The 18,215-nt window shown below is 41.2% G+C and carries 12 protein-coding genes; 9 read left to right on the forward strand and 3 right to left on the reverse strand.

The window, feature by feature from the left end:
* Nucleotides 1-59 precede the first annotated feature (59 nt).
* Nucleotides 60-509 (forward strand): ferritin-like domain-containing protein, encoded by a 450-nt coding sequence (locus ZOBGAL_RS16755; protein ID WP_013994893.1) that lies wholly within the window; start codon nt 60-62, stop codon nt 507-509.
* A gap of 61 nt (nt 510-570) precedes the next feature.
* Here the strand turns inward: ZOBGAL_RS16755 and ZOBGAL_RS16760 are convergent, their stop codons facing one another.
* Nucleotides 571-1,419 carry a phospholipase A gene (locus tag ZOBGAL_RS16760; RefSeq protein ID WP_013994894.1) on the reverse strand — a complete coding sequence of 283 codons (849 nt, stop codon included), beginning with the start codon at nt 1,417-1,419 and terminating at the stop codon, nt 571-573.
* A gap of 145 nt (nt 1,420-1,564) precedes the next feature.
* On the reverse strand, nt 1,565-3,193 hold the full coding sequence (locus ZOBGAL_RS16765) for a hypothetical protein (protein ID WP_013994895.1): 1,629 nt from the start codon (nt 3,191-3,193) through the stop codon (nt 1,565-1,567).
* Nucleotides 3,194-3,689: 496 nt separating this feature from the next.
* On the opposite strand from ZOBGAL_RS16765, the gene ZOBGAL_RS16775 reads away from it, so the two are divergent.
* The 7 genes from ZOBGAL_RS16775 (at nt 3,690) to ZOBGAL_RS16805 (ending at nt 15,347) form a co-directional block, all read left to right on the forward strand.
* Entirely contained in the window at nt 3,690-5,213 is a 1,524-nt protein-coding gene (locus ZOBGAL_RS16775; RefSeq protein ID WP_013994896.1) for an alpha-L-fucosidase, read from the forward strand.
* A gap of 1,016 nt (nt 5,214-6,229) precedes the next feature.
* The gene (locus ZOBGAL_RS16780; RefSeq protein WP_231854767.1) at nt 6,230-9,229 is read left to right on the forward strand and encodes a SusC/RagA family TonB-linked outer membrane protein; all 3,000 of its coding nucleotides are present in this window, start codon (nt 6,230-6,232) and stop codon (nt 9,227-9,229) included.
* Nucleotides 9,230-9,285: 56 nt separating this feature from the next.
* A complete protein-coding gene (locus ZOBGAL_RS16785; protein ID WP_013994899.1) occupies nt 9,286-11,052 on the forward strand; it encodes a RagB/SusD family nutrient uptake outer membrane protein in 1,767 nt (588 codons plus the stop codon).
* Nucleotides 11,053-11,119: 67 nt separating this feature from the next.
* Nucleotides 11,120-12,730, forward strand: a complete 1,611-nt coding sequence (locus ZOBGAL_RS16790) for a hypothetical protein (RefSeq protein WP_123772401.1) — start codon at nt 11,120-11,122, stop codon at nt 12,728-12,730.
* 86 nt (nt 12,731-12,816) lie between these two features.
* Nucleotides 12,817-13,878 (forward strand): family 16 glycosylhydrolase, encoded by a 1,062-nt coding sequence (locus ZOBGAL_RS16795; protein ID WP_013994901.1) that lies wholly within the window; start codon nt 12,817-12,819, stop codon nt 13,876-13,878.
* Nucleotides 13,879-14,146: 268 nt separating this feature from the next.
* Entirely contained in the window at nt 14,147-15,052 is a 906-nt protein-coding gene (locus ZOBGAL_RS16800; protein WP_013994902.1) for a DnaJ C-terminal domain-containing protein, read from the forward strand.
* A 4-nt stretch (nt 15,053-15,056) separates the two neighbouring features.
* A complete protein-coding gene (locus tag ZOBGAL_RS16805; protein ID WP_013994903.1) occupies nt 15,057-15,347 on the forward strand; it encodes a chaperone modulator CbpM in 291 nt (96 codons plus the stop codon).
* 36 nt (nt 15,348-15,383) lie between these two features.
* Here ZOBGAL_RS16805 and ZOBGAL_RS16810 read toward each other — a convergent pair whose 3' ends face one another.
* Nucleotides 15,384-15,791, reverse strand: coding sequence for a helix-turn-helix domain-containing protein (locus ZOBGAL_RS16810; protein ID WP_046287566.1), 408 nt, complete (start codon nt 15,789-15,791; stop codon nt 15,384-15,386).
* Between the two features lie 336 nt (nt 15,792-16,127).
* Between ZOBGAL_RS16810 and ZOBGAL_RS16815 the strand changes: the two genes are divergently transcribed.
* Nucleotides 16,128-17,996, forward strand: coding sequence for a sulfatase-like hydrolase/transferase (locus tag ZOBGAL_RS16815; RefSeq protein ID WP_013994905.1), 1,869 nt, complete (start codon nt 16,128-16,130; stop codon nt 17,994-17,996).
* Nucleotides 17,997-18,215 lie beyond the last annotated feature (219 nt).

The raw sequence follows: 18,215 nt of genomic DNA on the forward strand, positions 1-18,215 counted from the left end.
GTATAGATTATCGATATGCCAAACGGTAGGCATTAGAGTTACCGCTAAAAAATGAATATATGAATAGTGATATAAAAGAGATCGAAGAAAGTATAAATGATATTATACAAAAGAATGAAGACGCGATAAAGGGATATGATCAGGCTGTGGAAAACTCCAAAGAAATCGGACTAAAAAGCTACTTCCAAAATAAGGCGATCGAAAGGCGAAATTTTCTTTTGGAGTTAAAGGCGGCAACCCCTGCATTACAAACGAGGGAAGAGGTAGAAGGTAGCGTTACCGGAGCCTTGCATAGAACATGGATGGACATAAAGACTTTCTTTTCGGGCGACAATGATAAGGCCATGTTGGAAGAGGCCATTCGAGGAGACAAAGCGGCCATAGATGAATACAACGAGGTGTTGACGGATACCCACCTGCCCCTTAAGGCGGCGGCAGTAATCAGAAAACAAAGAGATTGGTTGCTAGATGACTTGAAGACCATAAAAACCTTGGAAGACGTAAGGTAAATACATATTGAAACCTTGTAATGGAACAGCCCCTGACCAGGGGCTGTTTTATGTAAAATGGTCAAGGTCTTTTACGGTTTCTTTTTAAGATGTCGAACTCATTGGTCTTTATAACATAACCGATACGTAGCATGCTATGGTATTGTTCGTAGTCGATAAGGTTTTCGGTATGTCCGCTGAACCATTCAAGCATTATGTATTGGTTGGAGCTATGTTTGAAAGGCCTGTATTGTAGGCGGCTTCGTATCATACCTTTAAAGTCGTTGCTTAGCCCCTTTCTGAGCTTTACTTCAAATATAAGCCTGTCGCGTATAAAGTCGTGTGAAAGGGTTACTTCCCCTAGGCCCACATAATCGATAAGATCGGGGTTTCCCGATTGATAACCGTAGGGTAACCAAGCTTTAACCTGGAGCATGGTCTTTTGTGATAACAAGGTAGTGTATTCAAGGCTCAAACGGTTCCAGCTTCTAGAAAAGATACTATCACGTCCGTTTGATTCATGTTCGAACACCAAACTGGCCAAGCCCTTAATTCTGTCGTCTGAATCGTAAAAGGCCTTCCCAACGCCTATGGTAGGGTTAAAGTTGATTTCTTTGAACGGGTATGAATCTTTATAGATATCCCAAAATGCTTTTTGGCTATAGGTCAAATAGAGGTACGTCTCCCAAGGCAACATACTTCTGGTAATGATCTGTTTAAAACTGATTTGGTACTTGGCATTGGCGGTTGAACTGTTAATAGGTTTGTTCGAGGGTATACCGGTAATAAAATAATTGTCTTTATGTATCGAGAACCTCGGTATGTTTTGCATGGTATCGCGCACTTCTTGTCGGGTAAGGGCTTGTGCGTTTAGGTCGGAAATAAGGAACAGTAGCCCCATTAATATCCATATCGAGCTTTTGGCTTTCATAAGGGTGTTTTTTGTCGGGATAAAATAGATTCGCAAATTAACCCTTCGGAGCTACCATAGCCCTTGTGATACGATAAAATATTGGTTCAATAAAAAATGGGCGATGCTTCTTCCTTATAGGAAAGGTATAAATTCCAAACGCAGTTTATAGTGAAGCAATGAGCTCTTCAAGGTTATCGCTGCGTTGTAGTCCCATTTTCTTACGTAAACGATGTCTTGTGGTATGTACCGATTTTGTGGAGATTCCCAATAGTCGGGCCATATCCTTGCTGCTTAGGTTCAGTTTGATCAGGGCACAGATTTTTTGGTCGGTTTGGCTTAGGTTGGGGTAGGTGCTGTTGAGCTTTTCGTAAAAGTCTTTGTTGACATCGGTAAACCTAAGCTTGAATTCTTCCCAGTTGTTGGCATTACCCGCTGAAATCGATTTCAAGACCCTGTTGATTTCAGAGATTTTTACACTGCCGTCCTCTCCTTGTAATTCATTTTTGAGCTTTTTCAAAAATTCTTCTTTTTCAACCAGTTGAAGTGTAGAAGCCGCCAATTCTTTGTTCTTGGTTTCCAAGAGTTCGTTTGCTTTCTGCATTTCAAGGGCCTTGGTTTTTTCTAACAATCGTTTTTCGGCCCTGTGTTTTGAACGTATGTGCTTTACATAGACGAACCCAATGATTATCACGAATATGAGGGAACTGGCCAATATAATACGTTGAAGCATCAAGATTTTGTCTTGTTGCTCCAATGTTTCCATACGTTGTTGTCTAATGATTTCTTGTTGACGTTCTTTTTCGAGTCTATATTCATTTTTGATTTCCATTAAGGAAATATTGTTTTTGCTCCTGCCATCGAAAAATTTACCGGTAAGTGCTTTTGCCTTGTTTAGATGGGTGTAGCCATCCTTGTAATTTCCCATAAGTCTATAGATTTCCGCCAATTTTTCATGAATGTATGGGGTGAAATCCATATGGCTTTTGTATTGGTCGGAAATGGCAATAGCCTTTTTGTAATAGTCCGTTGCTTTTTTTAATTGTCCGGTATTCTTATAAATAACCGCCCAATAGGCATATACTAGAACAAGGTATGAAGGGGCATTTTCTTGAAACCACGGTTCAATTTCTATTAATATTCTTTCAGCTTCATCATACTTCTTATCCTCTCGAAGCACATAAGCTTCTTCAAACTTTATATAGGGCAGGGCCACCTCGTTTTGTTTATCGGAATAGTAGATATAACAACTATCAAGATATTTTTTTGCCAATTCAGGTTCGTTAAGTCCTCGATAAGTATAGACAAAGGTATAGTAGTTGTTCAAAAGATATTCCTCCTTCATTTTCCCCTTTTCAACGAGACCTTTGATGATATCACGTGATAACCGTAAATATTTTATGGCCTCATCCTTCCTTTTGCTAAAGCTATACATAGCGCCGAGCCTACGGTAAATATGCGACTTCACTACTTCGTTATCGTTCGTGTCGGCTATACTAAGGGCTTTCCAGGCGGTCTCATATGATTTGGAATAATTACCGCGATGGCCGTATTCTTCGGTAAGTTTGATCAGGGTGTAAAGGGCCTTTGTAGATTCGCCCGCTTTCAGAAAGGTATCGATTTCGTTTTCTATGGCCACAATGGCACTGTCTTGTTCAATGTCATCAGACGTATTTGTTCGGGGTATAGGTGTGCTTTTAGGAATGGAGGAGTCTTGGCCCCAAAGCGAAAAATTAATGAGCAGTGATAAAACAACAAGACCATGAGTAGGGCTAAGTCTTTTTGATAATAACATTCAGTTCTATAATTTGTTAATACTTTCTTATATCAATCGTATCGAAAGCTAGGGCTTTTAATCGTAAAATAAGCAATTCCTAAATAATGGACGATTATTGGATAGTGTAAGATCAAGTCTAATTAATTTCTTTCATTTATCAAAATTACCGATGCTTTCGCTTCCAACAAGAGCTTATTGTTATGCATTCCAATCTTGTGACAATGTCGCCTGTATGGTGATTTTCAGTATAACAATGTTACTCTCTTATCTTAAATTTCTATTTTAGAAGGTAAATTTTTTGGAGGATTGAAATCTGTGATGAGATTAAGGGGAAATTGGAGAATGGAGATAAAATTTGACCAGAATTTACCGGTAAAATACACTATACATAAACTCAACAGGCCGGTATAGATGCCCTTATTTTTTAGTATTGGAGGTAAAAAGCCGTAATTTTCGGTTACCAATATTTCCTTCTTTTGGAGGGAAGCGTAAGCTTGATACAAATTTTAGGAAAATGAGAAGGATTTACTTTGTTTTGATAGTGCTACTCGCCGGAAATTGGGGCAGCGCACAAGAGAAAAAATATGAAGCCGATTGGCAATCCCTAAAGGAGTATAAAACCCCGGATTGGTTTCGCGATGCGAAGTTCGGTATTTATTGTCATTGGGGGCCGTATTCGGTTCCCGAGTATGAAAATGAATGGTATTCACATTGGATGTATACTTCACCGAACAATCCCGAACACAAACAGGGAAAACGATTTTACGAGCACCATATAAAAACCTATGGCCCTTTAAATGAGTTTGGTTATAAAGATTTTATACCCATGTTCAAGGCCGAAAAGTTCGACCCAGAGGAATGGGCCGATCTTTTCGAAAAGGCCGGCGCCAAATTTGCAGGGCCGGTATCGGAACACGCTGACGGCTTTGCTATGTGGGATAGTAAGCTCACACCTTGGAATGCCAAAAATATGGGGCCGAAGCGCGATATAATGGGAGAGCTAGCCCGGGAAATCAGAAAACGCGACATGAAATTTATTGCCACCTACCACCGTCAGTGGCTCTTCGGTTGGTTTCCTACATGGGACGAATCGACCGATGCCTCCGACCCACAATATGCCGATCTGTACGGCCCGAAGTTAAAAAAGGGCGATTTTCAATATCCATATAGTACCAAAGAGATTGACGAAGGAATAAAACGATACTATCCCGTTGGGGATAAAAAATTCAACGAAGAATGGTTGGCACGGCTCAAAGAGATCATTGATAATTATAATCCTGATTTGGTATGGTTCGATAATAAGATGGATGTTATTGACGAAGCTTATAGAAAGGAGTTTCTGGCCTATTATTACAATCATGCCCTAAAGAACGATCAAGAGGTAGTAGCTACCTATAAATTTTATGATTTTGCCAAGGGCACGGCCGTTTTAGACGTAGAACGCGCGCGGATGAGCGAAATGAAGAGTTTCCCATGGTTGACCGATGATTCTATCGATTGGAAGGCTTGGAGCCATATCAGCAATCCCGATTATAAATCGGCCAATCGAATTATAGACTTTTTGGTAGATGTGGTAAGTAAAAATGGTTGTCTTCTATTGAATATTACCCCTAAGGCGAATGGTGAAATTCCCGCTCCGGTACAAGAGCGCTTATTGGAAATAGGGGAGTGGCTCAAACAAAATGGGGAGGCCATCTACGGTACACGCCCTTGGCATGTATATGGTGAAGGATCCACCCGCGTGATAGAAGGGCATTTAATTGAACGAAAGAACCCTGATAATACGGCAGATGATATCCGGTTTACGGTAAAAGGCAATACGCTATATGCCATACAACTAGATTGGCCGAGTTCCGGTGAGACGGTCATTAGAACATTGGGGAAGAACAGCAAACAGCTTGAGAAGCAAATCAAATCCATTGAACTGCTTGGGGCTTCCGACAAACTGAAGTTTAATAGAAAACCAGACGGTTTATATATCTACTTACCAAAGAAGCCTGTTGGGAAACATGCCTTTGTTTTCAAGCTAACTTTCTAAAATTAAAACGTATTCATTGTTTTATTAGCTGTGGCAACCAGCTTTTCAAGAATCGATGAAAAGAAATTGCTGCAGGATTCATGCGTCTCCATTTTGAGTTCTGATCCTTCCGTTTAGATCATATGTTATACTCAAAACCATTTGTTCTATTCAAGCTACAAGGGCCTCGGTATTCCATTTTTTAGGGCTATGGAACGAGAAAAAAAGCATGTTTGATTAGAAGGTTAAAAATGGGTAAAAAGACGGTGTACACGGGTATAGTCGTGTGTCGAGTCATTTATTTTTGTACGTATTTACCCCTCTTTTTTGTGGTGTGGCCCCCTCTATTTTAACATTTTAAAAATCGGGCATTTTGTCAAGTTGTAGTTTCTTTTAACACTTACGGAAAGCAAAGTAAAATAGGGGGTTGCAGCGGTGTAGTAGACAAATAAATGGGTTTTGTCAAGTTTTTGTCAAGCGCAATTTTTAGGAGTAAATTAACAATATCTCTACTTTGGACATCAATTAAAGGGTATATGAAAATTAAAGGTACTCTTAATTGATAATTCAATAAATAAACTTCACTCATTTTAAACCAACTCGTATTATGAAAAGTAAAAATCACTTTCCTTCTAACCATGCCCCACCAAATCTATTTGGTGTTCCCCTACGTGTATTCAAAAAAAATCACAACGGACATAATGTTGATTTCATTTTTGTATAGGGGTACAATAGCAGAATCTTACGCCTCGAAAGCAAATTAAAGATTACAATAGATCAAGACTGTCCATAAACTAGAATGATAGCTCAACATATTCATCTATAAATAAGTATTGGTCGCTAATTTTTTATCAAGGAGACCGTTTCGGTCAGGCTTGGATAGAGGCTTCAGGAGTAAGATTCCCCCAATTTTTTATTTCACTATGTCCATTTAAAATTTAACAAGAAACTATATGAATTTCAAACACATTTTTCATTTCGAATCCCACATTTTTCGCATGGGGTTGTTCTTGGTCTTTTGTCTAAGTACAGCGGCCGTGCAATCTCAAACTGTAAGTGGAACGGTATCGGCCGATGATGCGCCCTTACCTGGAGTTAGTGTTGTGGTCAAAGGGACCAACAATGGAGTTGTAACCGATTTTGACGGTCTTTATTCAATAAAGGCGGAATCTAGTGACGTCTTGGTCTTTAGTTATATCGGTTTTAAGACCAAAGAGGTAGCTATAAAAGGGAATAAAACCCTAAACGTTATTTTACAGGAAGACGTATCTGAACTTGATGAAGTCGTGGTAGTAGGATACGGTGCCCAAAAGAAAAAGGAATTGACCGGTGCGGTGGCACAGGTGAAATCTGAAGAGCTTATGAAAACCTCTACCTCAGATATCGGTGCCGCACTTCAAGGCCAGATAGCCGGGGTAAACGTAACGGCAAGTTCAGGGTCTCCGGGAGCGGAAGCTAACGTTCAGATTAGGGGGCTTACCTCGATCAATGGTGCTAACCGACCGCTTTATGTGGTAGATGGAATTCCTTTTGAAGGCGATCCAAGGTTGAGTATAAACGAAATAGAGACCATTGATGTTTTGAAAGATGCGGCATCTGCAGCGATTTATGGAACTCGTGGTGCTGCGGGGGTTATTCTGATTACCACTAAGAAGGGTAAGGAAGGTCAAATGAAAATTGCCGTAGACAGTTATTACGGTCTACAAAATATTACTTCTGGAACCCCGCTATTGAACGTGGAGGATAAATTGTATGCCACATTTGTTCAATCTGCCGCCTTGAGCGATAGAAGGTATGGTAACACATGGACCACCATAGAGCAGAGTCCGCATTTCCTTACCAATAATACTAATTTGATGGACGTGGTAGAGAACGATATGGCACCGATTCAAAACCATAGTCTTAGACTTTCAGGCGGTAAAGACGGACTCACCTATAACGTAACAGGAAACTATTTTGATCAAGAGGGTATAGTAATTAAGTCTGGATATGAAAGATTCAATGTAAGGGCCAATACCCAATTTAAAAAAGGTAGATGGGATATTAGCACGGCTATCTCATTTAGGGTAGAAGATAGGGAGTATGAGCCATGGGGCCTTTTGAGAAATGCCATTGGGTACAATGCGTATCAGCCTATTCTAGATCCGAGTACCAGTGTATTGGAAAATGCCGGTGATGGAACAGGTGCTACCAATCTCTCTTATCTAGGCTATCAGTTTTTGCAAGAAGACAATCAAGAAAACCAGTACTTTGATGGAAATTTAAGTGTTACCTATAATATAACCGATGATCTTAAATTTACAACGAGGGTGGCATCAAGCTATGACAATGGTACAAGAATAACCATCAATCCTAAGTTTATTGCTTATCGAGACGATGGATCCGAGGTTTCTACCCAACGTTCAAAAGTTAGAAACTTGAGTTTGTTGGCGAAGAAGTCTACTTTGGAGAGTATTATAAACTACAACAAAAGTTTTGGCGATCATAACATAAACTTTACGGGCGTATATTCTTCCGAAAAATATACCTATTCCCAATTTTTTGCGGAAAAGAGCGATTTGGCTTCCAATGATATTACGGTGCTCAACGGAGCAACGGCCGACCCCAATGTGGGATCGGGTAATAATCCATGGACGCAGAATAGGGAAAGTACATTGATCGGTATGTTGGCACGACTTCAGTACAACTACAAGGGAAAATACCTTTTAAACGCATTTGTTAGAAGGGATGGGTCTTCTAAATTCAAAGAAGAACCTTGGGGAGTTTTTCCTTCTGTATCCGCGGGATGGAACGTGTCGGATGAAGGGTTCTGGGATCCCATAAAAAATACGGTCTCTTCTTTTAAATTAAGAGGAAGTAGGGGAACCGCAGGTAACCAAGGTATCGCCGATTATACCTATACGCCTACCATTACTCTAGATAATGATTATGTCTTTGGGGCCGATAAAAATGAGAACCTGGTTCTGGGAGCTATCCAAACGGGCTTTGCAAATCCTTTGGTAAGTTGGGAAACTTCGGTTTCATTGAATGGAGGTTTTGATTTGGGCTTTTTTGATAACAAATTGACCTTTTCGGGAGATTTCTATGAAACAAAAAAGGAAGATATGTTGTTTCCTGTATTGCTACCACCAACAGCAGGAGGTGGGGCAAACGCCGAGGTGACCTTGAATGTTGGGGATATGACCAACAAAGGGGTGGAGTTTGCCATGAACTATCGCCACTCCGGTAAATTTTCTTGGAATGCGGGACTTACCTATACCAAGAATGACAATGTCATCACCAAAATGAGTGGTAGTAACAAAATCATTTATTTTGATGATAGTAGTATCTCCGGACACGATAACGATCAAGATCTAATCTCTGCCTTGGCAGAAGGGTACGAAGGTGGAGCCTTCTTTTTGGTAGAGACCGATGGGACCATTAAAAATGAAGAAGAACTAGTGGAATACCAGAAAATCGTCCCCGATGCCAAACTGGGTGATTTAAAATATGTTGATTTTGATAATAATGGAACCATTGATATCAATGACCGACAGTATATGGGAAGCGGTACTCCTGAATTTGAAATGGGCTTTAATTTTTCGGCCTATTACAAATCACTTGATTTCTCCATGCAATGGTACGGATCCTTTGGGGCCGAAATTATAAATGGAAATAAAGCATTGGCTTATAAACTCGGAAACCACCAAGATTTAGTGTATCAATGGACACCTCAGAACAACACCTCCGATATTCCTGTTAACAGAAATGCTACCCATAACAACTACAGGGGGCAGACCGATTATTGGTTAGATGATGGCACTTTCGTAAGGCTACGTAATATTTCCTTGGGTTACACTATTCCTAGGGATTACACGGAAAAATTGGGGATTACAAAGTTCAGGGTTTATGTAGCCGCCCAGAATCCGCTTACGTTTACCAAATATGACGGATACGATCCAGAGGTCGGTAATAATGGACTTAGTACGAGAGGTATTGATAAGGGAACCTATCCTGTAAGCTCTCAAATACGAACCGGACTTCAAATCGAATTTTAATATAATTTGATATGAAGATGAGCTATTCCGATAAAAAAAATGAAAAAATAAGAGTTATGAAAACAACGATAACAAAACGGTTATTTGCCATAATAATACCTGTGCTGGCATTTGTGGGCTGTTCTGACGATTTTCTTGAACAGACCAATCCTAATCAAATTTCTACGGAAACCTTTTGGAAAGACAATAAAGACCTTGAACAAGGTCTAATTGGAACCTACAAAGGTTTTGCAAATGCTAACAACATAAATTTGGTAGGTGAACTTGCTAGAACCGATTTGGCTTGGGCAAGTGGGTATCAGCGTCCCAACAATACAAATGAGTATTATTTACAGATATTTAACGACGCTTCTTCCGTACCCAATAATAAGTGGAGTGCAAACTATACCACTATATTCAGGGCCAACCAAGTTATTGAGGCGGCGGCAAAAATAGGCGAAACCTACACTACCGAAAAGGAGAAAGAAGAAGGGCTTATAATTCTTGCACAAGCCCGGTTTATAAGAGGATACATTTACTTTAATCTTTATAACACATTTAATAAAGGGGCGGTACCTATTTTTGATTTCGTACCTGTCAAAGAAAGTGAGTTTTATCAGCCCATTGCATCGGCCGAGGAAGTAAAGAAATTCTACATGGAAGATCTTAAGTTCGCTTCCGAAAACCTTCCTGTTAGTTGGGAAGATAAGGAAAAAGGCCGTGTAACCGCAGGTGCCGCCGTGGCCGTTATGGGGCAATCGTATCTCTATGAAGGCGATTACGAAACCGCATCGACTTATTTTAAGAGTGTAATCGATGATTATGGGTATTCATTAACGCCCAATATTGGTAGCAATTTTACCACTATGGACGAGTTCAACGAAGAGTCTATACTTGAAGTTGGTTATTCCTTGGATTTTAAGAACGAATTAGGCGCTTGGGATGGAAGGGATGTAGCCAATTCGGCTTACGTTAGACAGTTTACGGGAGGTGATGGTACTTGGCGAGGAGCGATTCCGGCAAACTGGCTTATTTTGAAATATCGTAATGAGCCCTTGGATTTTTCCGATTCTAGAAATAAGGTCGTCGATGAAGAGGGGAACGAAAGTTTTAGAAAGTTTAGTTTAAGAACATCGTGGTCCGTCGCTTTGGTAGACGATGAAGATATGGGATATTACTTAAGGGAAAAAACAGGGCAAGGTTCTGTTTTTAACGTTCGGATGACCGCTTTTTGGAGAAAACACACGAATTGGGATATCACGCGGTCAGAAGAAGAATTATCGCCTGGAAAGGTCAGGTCTGGCGTTAACGAACGTTTGATCCGTTTGGCCGAAATCTACCTTCAGTACGCCGAGTGTCAAATTAAATTGGGTAATGTAGATGAAGCCTTGGTCTATATCAATAGGGTAAGGAGAAGGTCTGGTGTTCAGTTATTGGGACTTAATGGCACAGGCGAGTTTCCGGCGAACGATCACGATAATAAAAGCTATGATGCCCAAAGCTTGATGGAACATCTTATGTATACCGAATTGCCTTTGGAACTATCTGCTGAGGGAGATGGAAACAGAAATATCGACTTGAGAAGATGGGGGGTTAAAGCCGAACGTTTTAAAGAATTGGCACAAAGACGTTATACGGCTGATCATTATACGCTTTTGGATGAAGAAGGTAAAGAGGTAACCAGATGGGCTTCTATATTAAAGGAACTTCCTGCAGGTGATCCAGACATAGACGAAAATTGGAACGAGTTTCAAGAAGCAGCCAATAACTATAACGATGATCTTCATGCCTATTGGCCACTGCCAAATTCTGAAATCATATCCAACCCTCAATTAAATGAGTAATATTTTAGAAGATGTTCGGGTTAGATTATTGAAAATGTCTAAAAACAAGCAATTAAAATATCATAATATGAAATACGCAATAAGAATATTAGCGGTCTTGGCCATCCTGTTCGTGGGCTGTGACGATAACGAATATGAGGCGCCCTTCCCCTTTTCCGATATAGGGTTTTATACCAGTAAAGGTACTGTCGATAACCTTCAGGTTAATATAGATGAATACCTGTCTTTTACCGATCTCTCCCAAGGTGCAGTGTCGCACAAATGGACAATAGAAGCTTCGGATGCCTTTTTGGAGGGGCCAATCGATAGACAGGATACAATTTTAGAGAAATTTATCATTGAACCAAGAACAACAACCTCGTATGAAAAGACCGTACACGTACTTTTTCAGTCCTCGGGTACGAAAAAGGTAAGGCTACACAATACGTTTAATGAAATGGTTGTCTTTAAGGGGAATCGTGGAGATGTAGATTATGAAATGCCTGCGAAAAAAGAGGGCGATGTATACGTTATAGATACTACCTTTTTAGTGAAGGTTTATCCGAGATTGGTTCCTAAGATTAAAGTTAGAAATGACGATGTCGTAGTAAACCACGAAGCTACCGATACGGTATATATAGAGGCCGGTAGTAGCTTAGAGTTTACCGACTTGACCACCATAGGTGAACCTACGGGCCGCACATGGTCTGTACGTAAGGCTTTAAAGCCAGGGGATGAAGTGGCGGAAAATCCGGTTTTGAACAGTAGTGGTGATTCTATCGCAAATATAACCTTTAATTCCTTGGGAAGCTTTAGGGTAAGCATGAACTCGTCGCGCTCAGGGCAAAATTTACCGGGTGCTTTTGCAAGTTACCAAATGACCGCACCTGTAAAGGTTATACCCTCTTCTAAACCTTTTGAACTGACCGGAGCGATTCGGGAATTGGAAGATGAAACCATACAAGTACCCTATAATGGAGAATTCACACCCTTTGGTGGTCAAGAAGAGTTTTTTACGGTAATGGTGAACGGAGAGGCTTTTGAGGTTGCCTCGGTTACCGTTAACGAAGATGATGCCACAAAAATGGATATTAAATTGGCGGCACCTATTTACCGACCTGATGTAATTACAGTTTCTTATTCCGGAGGTACCATCGAGTCTACCGATACACGAGAGGCCTTGCCATTTACCGATGAACCTGTAATCATGAGTACCGTGAACCTAGTGCCCGAGGCAATATCAGGTTTGGAGACCGGTGCGGATAGCTGGGGTACATTTTGGAGTAATAAGGGAACTGTGGAGTATTCAACTGAGCAGGCTTCAACTGGTAATTATAGCCTGAAACTCCAAATTGAACCGGGTCAAGATAATGCAGAGGCTAGTGCTATGTTTGAAAACCCAATCATTTTTGAAGAAGGAAAATCGTATATAGTTTCTTATGATATGTACGTGAAACCAGGTGTGGTAGGTTCAGCTGATGCGGAGATGGGCTTATTCCTACTTCAGAACTGGAATTTCCAAGTACGGACTCTTTTTGAGCATCCTGAAGGCGTTTGGGTAACAATCACAAATGAATATGTCAATACTTCGTCTTTATCACAATTCTATCTTAGAATTCTTACTAATGCTGACAAAACTACGGCTGCAACCGTGTATTACGATAACTTCTCTATCATTGAAAAAGAAGAGAGGCCATAACAATTGTTGAGTGTTTGAGATAGAGGGAGAATTGAAATATTCTCCCTTTTTATCCTTTTTTCATTTTAAACAAATTACGTATAAACATGTATTTAATATATCTTAGGTTGGTCTTTTGCTGTGCCCTTTTGTTGGGGTGTGGCGACAATTCAAAATTTGATAGTGCAACGGATTTGCCGGTTGAACAAGAACAAGAACAGGAAACGGAACAAGAGGGAGAACCCGAAGAAAGTTCGGAGCAAGACCTTGTCGAGGAGGTCGATTGGAAGGATATTCCCGTACCCGCCGATGCAGGACCGAATATGAAGTGGGAGTTTCAAGAGATTTCCGATAATTTTGAATATGAGGCCCCTGCGGATAATAAGGGGAGTGAATTTCTCGAAAAGTGGGACGATTTTTATCACAATGCCTGGGCAGGCCCAGGGCTGACCGAATGGAAACGGGACAGGTCCTATGTAGCCGATGGCGAGCTAAAGATGTGGGCGACAAGAAAACCGGGCTCCGATAAAATAAACATGGGGTGCATTACTTCTAAGACCCGAGTGGTCTATCCTGTTTATATTGAAGCAAGGGCAAAGGTCATGAACTCTACCTTGGCTTCGGATGTTTGGCTCTTAAGTGCCGATGACACCCAAGAGATAGATATTCTAGAGGCATATGGGGCCGATTATTCCGAAAGTGCCGGAAAGGATCATTCCTATTTTTCTAAAAAGGTACACATAAGCCATCACGTCTTTATTCGAGACCCATTTCAAGATTATCAACCAAAGGATGCCGGTTCTTGGTTCGAAGACGGCACCGTCTGGAACAAAGAGTTCCATAGGTTTGGTGTGTATTGGAGGGATCCATGGCATCTAGAATATTACATAGACGGTGTTCTGGTGAGGACCGTTTCGGGAAAGGACATTATCGACCCCAAACACTTTACGAATACAACGGATCCCGGTAATACGGAAATCGATACCCGCACCGGTCTCAATAAAGAAATGGATATTATTATCAATACAGAAGACCAAACTTGGCGGTCTTCACCGGCCTCGGGTTTACAGTCTAATACCTATACGCCAACGGACAATGAATTGAGCAATATAGAAAACAATACGTTCGGGGTCGATTGGATCAGGATCTATAAACCTGTAGAGAAATAAGAAAATCCTTCTTTTGCTTTGGTCGCGCCCGTGAGCTTATGATTCGGCGCTGTCTAAATAGTTTTATAAAACCATAGGTAGTTCCCCCTTTGTTCAAACTACTTGCCTATGGTTTTTTTTATGTTTTATTCCAGAAAGATGACTGGGGTCATATGATGTTATTTATCTTTTTCTTCCCATAAAAACATTACCGAAAAGGCTTGACCTAGCGGTGATTTTTAGTTAATTTCATGCTGAGATTTACGTCTTCGTTTAAATAAACATCAAGATGGAGTATATAGATTATTACAAGGTTTTGGGCGTACCCAAGAATGCCACTGAAAAGGAAATTAAAAAAGCATACAGAAAACTGGCAAGAAAGTACCATCCTGATGTAAACCCCAACGATGCGGCTGCCGAGAAAAAATTCAAGGAGGCCAACGAGGCCAATGAGGTTTTGGGCGATCCTGAAAAGCGAAAGAAATACGACCAGTACGGAAAAGACTGGATGCATGCCGAAGAATTTGAGAAAGCCAAGGCCCAACAACGGGGCTCTCGGGCAAGTTCAGGGCAGGGCCAAGATTTTGGTGGAGGCGATTTTTCCGATTTCTTCGAGTCTATGTTCGGTGGGGGCGGATTTTCCCAAGGAGGCTTTTCCTCTCGGGGAGGACAACAGGTACGGTACAGGGGGCAAGACCTGAACGCCGAACTCCGGTTAAATTTGCATGATGCCTATAAGACCCAAAAGCAGACCCTGACCGTAAATGGAAAGAACATAAGAATCACCATTCCTGCCGGAATCGAAAACGGCCAGACCATTAAAATTGCGGGGCACGGCGGTCCGGGCCGTAATGGCGGACCCAAAGGAGATCTTTATCTCACCTTTATCATCGATAACAATACCCCGTTCAAAAGAGACGGAAACCATTTGTACAAGAACGTTGACCTAGATCTGTATACCGCCATCTTAGGGGGGGAAATTACGGTCGATACTTTCGATGGAAAGGCAAAACTCAAGGTCAAACCTGAAACCCAAAGTGGTACTACCGTAAAATTAAAGGGCAAAGGTTTTCCTATCTATAAAAAGGAAGGTCAGTTCGGAGATTTGTTCATTACATACAATGTGAAGACCCCTACCGGTCTTTCCGATCAAGAAAAGGAACTGTTCAAAAAATTGGCATCCCTTAAAAACTAAGATTATGCAGCAAGAAGAATATGTATCGGTTACCGAATTCTGTAACGGCCATAGTATTTCTACAACGGTCATTAGTCAGTTGAACGAATTTGGACTTGTAAGGGTCATACAGCGTAGTGATAGCTTGTACATTCCTATGGAAGAGCTTCCCAAGGCCGAAAAAATACTGAGGTTACACACCGATTTGAATATTAACCTTGAAGGAGTAGAAGTCATTACACGGCTGCTCGAACGTATCGAACGAACCGAAGAAGAGCTCACAAGGCTTAAGAACAAATTGAGCCTTTACGAGTAAGGCCGTCTTTGTATACTACATGATAAAGGCTCTAGGTCAAAGCAAGGCTTCCTTCGTAGCTTTGTCTTCTTGGCGCCGTGAGGCCTGATATTCCTTTGGAAGTTCCCCGTATACCTTTTTAAAACATTTGGTAAAATACGAAGCCGTATTGGATCCTGACATGTATAGGATTTCCTTAACGGTCAGGTCAGTGGTCTCCAATAACTGTTTCGCCCTTTTAAGCCTGAATCTTCTAATAAATTCCCCAGTGGATAGTCCAGTATATTCCTTGAACTTATTGTAAACGGCACTTCGGCTCATAGAAAGTGCGCTAGTGAGCGATTCTGCATTGAACTTGGCGTCCATTATGTTCATTTCGAGCAGTTCAATAACACGGTTTAAAAATTCTTGGTCGGGTGATGTAACCATTATTTCACTTGGCGACAGCATAACTTCACGTTGCATATAGTTTCTCAATTCCCATCGTGACGAATAAATTTAATCGAACCCATATATTTCGCCTGCTTTTACCCTTAAAAAATCAAAAGTGTTATGGTTTTAAACATATGTTTCGATCCCTAGGGACAAAAACGATGCGTTGGGACGAACCAATGAATTAAAAGGAGAGGGGAAGCTATCGGCTGTTTAGGCCAAAACAACGCTACGATTTCTATACAAAAGACATTTGTTCTACAATTAAGAGTGATAGTTTTATGGAATTTGAAAGATTAATGACATTTTTGGGGAAGGACCTAAAGCGCGTCATTTTTAAATTCGATTTTTATTCCAAATATAAAAACTATGAAGTTACACCTTGTTTTTCCTGTACTTGCCTTACTACTTAATCTGTGCTGTAAGGAAGAGGAAAAAGTCGACCAAAAACCACCGAATATTGTCTGGATCGTTTCGGAGGATAATTCAAAACACTATTTGAAGTTGTTCGATGAAAACGGAATAGAGACGCCTAATATCGAAGCTTTGGCAGAACATGGCATACAATTCGATCGTGCGTTTTCGAACGCTCCCGTTTGCAGTGTGGCACGGTCTACGATTATATCGGGTTGCTACGCGCCTAGAATCGGGGCACAGTTCCATAGGCGTTCGAAATTGGTGCCCATGCCCGATAGTTTACGAATGTTTCCGGCCTATCTCCGTGATGCAGGCTATTACACGGCCAATAACAGCAAGGAAGATTACAACCTTGTAAAAAGTGATGATGCTTGGGACGAATCGTCTGGAAAGGCCACATGGAAAAAACGCAAGGGGAACCAGCCCTTTTTTTATGTACATAATATAGGAACTACCCATGAATCGCGGGTACACTTTCCTGAAAGCGATATGGAAAATGTGCCGACCATCACCCAAGGGGAAAAATATAAGGTGCAACCGAATCATCCCGATACTGAGCTTTTCCATTATACGAACGCCCGTTATCGCGATAAAATCAAGGAAATGGACGGCCAATTGGGAGAAGTGGTCAAGGCTCTTGAAGCAGATGGCCTTTTGGAAAATACCTTCATTTTCTACTACGGAGACCATGGCGGGGTATTGCCGGGCAGTAAAGGCTACCTCTATGAAACCGGACTACACGTGCCTATGGTAGTTCGTATTCCTGAAAACTATAAAGATTGGGTCGACTTAAAAATAGGAAGTAAAACCGATCGCTTCGTAAGCTTTATCGATTTGGCACCAACGGTACTGAACTTGGCCGGCGTTCAAATACCCGAACAAATAGACGGCAAGCCGATTTTGGGAAATGGGGTAGACGCAAAAGAACTAGATCAAGAAAATGTCACCTACGGATATGCCGATCGGTTCGATGAAAAGTACGATATGGTGCGCTCCGTGCGTATGGGCAAATACAAATACATAAGAAACTACCAGCCCTTTAATTTTGACGGATTGATGAATGAGTATCGTTACAAACAAGCAGCTTATGGCGAATGGGAAAAAATGTACGAAGAAGGAAGGTTAAACGAGCAACAGTCCGCCTTTTTCAAATCGCGGGCCCCAGAAATGCTCTACGATGTAGAAAGCGATCCCTATGAAACCGTCAATTTGGCCGGTGACCCTAAATTCGAAGCCAAGGTTCAAGAAATGCGCGGTCTACTGAACGACTGGGTCGAAGGTATGCCCGACCTGTCGTTTTATCCTGAATTTTACTTGATAGAAAATGCCTTTGATGCGCCCGTAGAATTTGGAAGGACACATCAGAAGGAAATTCAAGATTATATAGCAACGGCCAACCTAATGTTGGAAGAAGCTGCAGCTGTACAAGCACAATTAAAAGACTTGCTGCAATCTTCGGATCCATGGCAACGGTATTGGGCATTGATCGTCTGTAGTAGTTTCGGTGACGGCGTAAAGGCCCTTGTCCCTGACATTAAAGAAATAGCGAAAAATGACGGGCAAGCGGTCAATAGGGTAAGGGCTGCGGAATTTCTGGGAATGACCAAGACCGGTGATCCCGTTCCTATTATGCTAGAGGCACTTTATTCGGCCCAATACGAGACCGAAGCCCTATTGATCTTAAATTCCATTGTGCTTTTGGGGTCACATGACTACGGATATAATTTCCCGATTGACGAGCGTAAGATTTCCCCTGATTTCAGGAAAAAGAAATCGGAGGTCGTCCGTCGATTGGAATTTTTAAAAACCTCAAAAAAATAGTTTAGGGGATATCATTTTTTCGTCTCAATGAGCTAGTTGCCTTCTTTAATACTTAATAAGTGGTTTTCTACCTGTGTACCGATGTTTGTTTTTTAGTTGGAGTCCCAATTATTTTGGAGTAGAAAGGAAAGGAATCGTTTTATAGGCACGAGCACTACAATATCATACCTATACAAAGTTGCTTGAGCAAGAGGCCAAAAAGAAGAAAAATAAGAACAT

It is taken from the genome of Zobellia galactanivorans (assembly GCF_000973105.1).
GTDB classification, from domain to species: domain Bacteria; phylum Bacteroidota; class Bacteroidia; order Flavobacteriales; family Flavobacteriaceae; genus Zobellia; species Zobellia galactanivorans.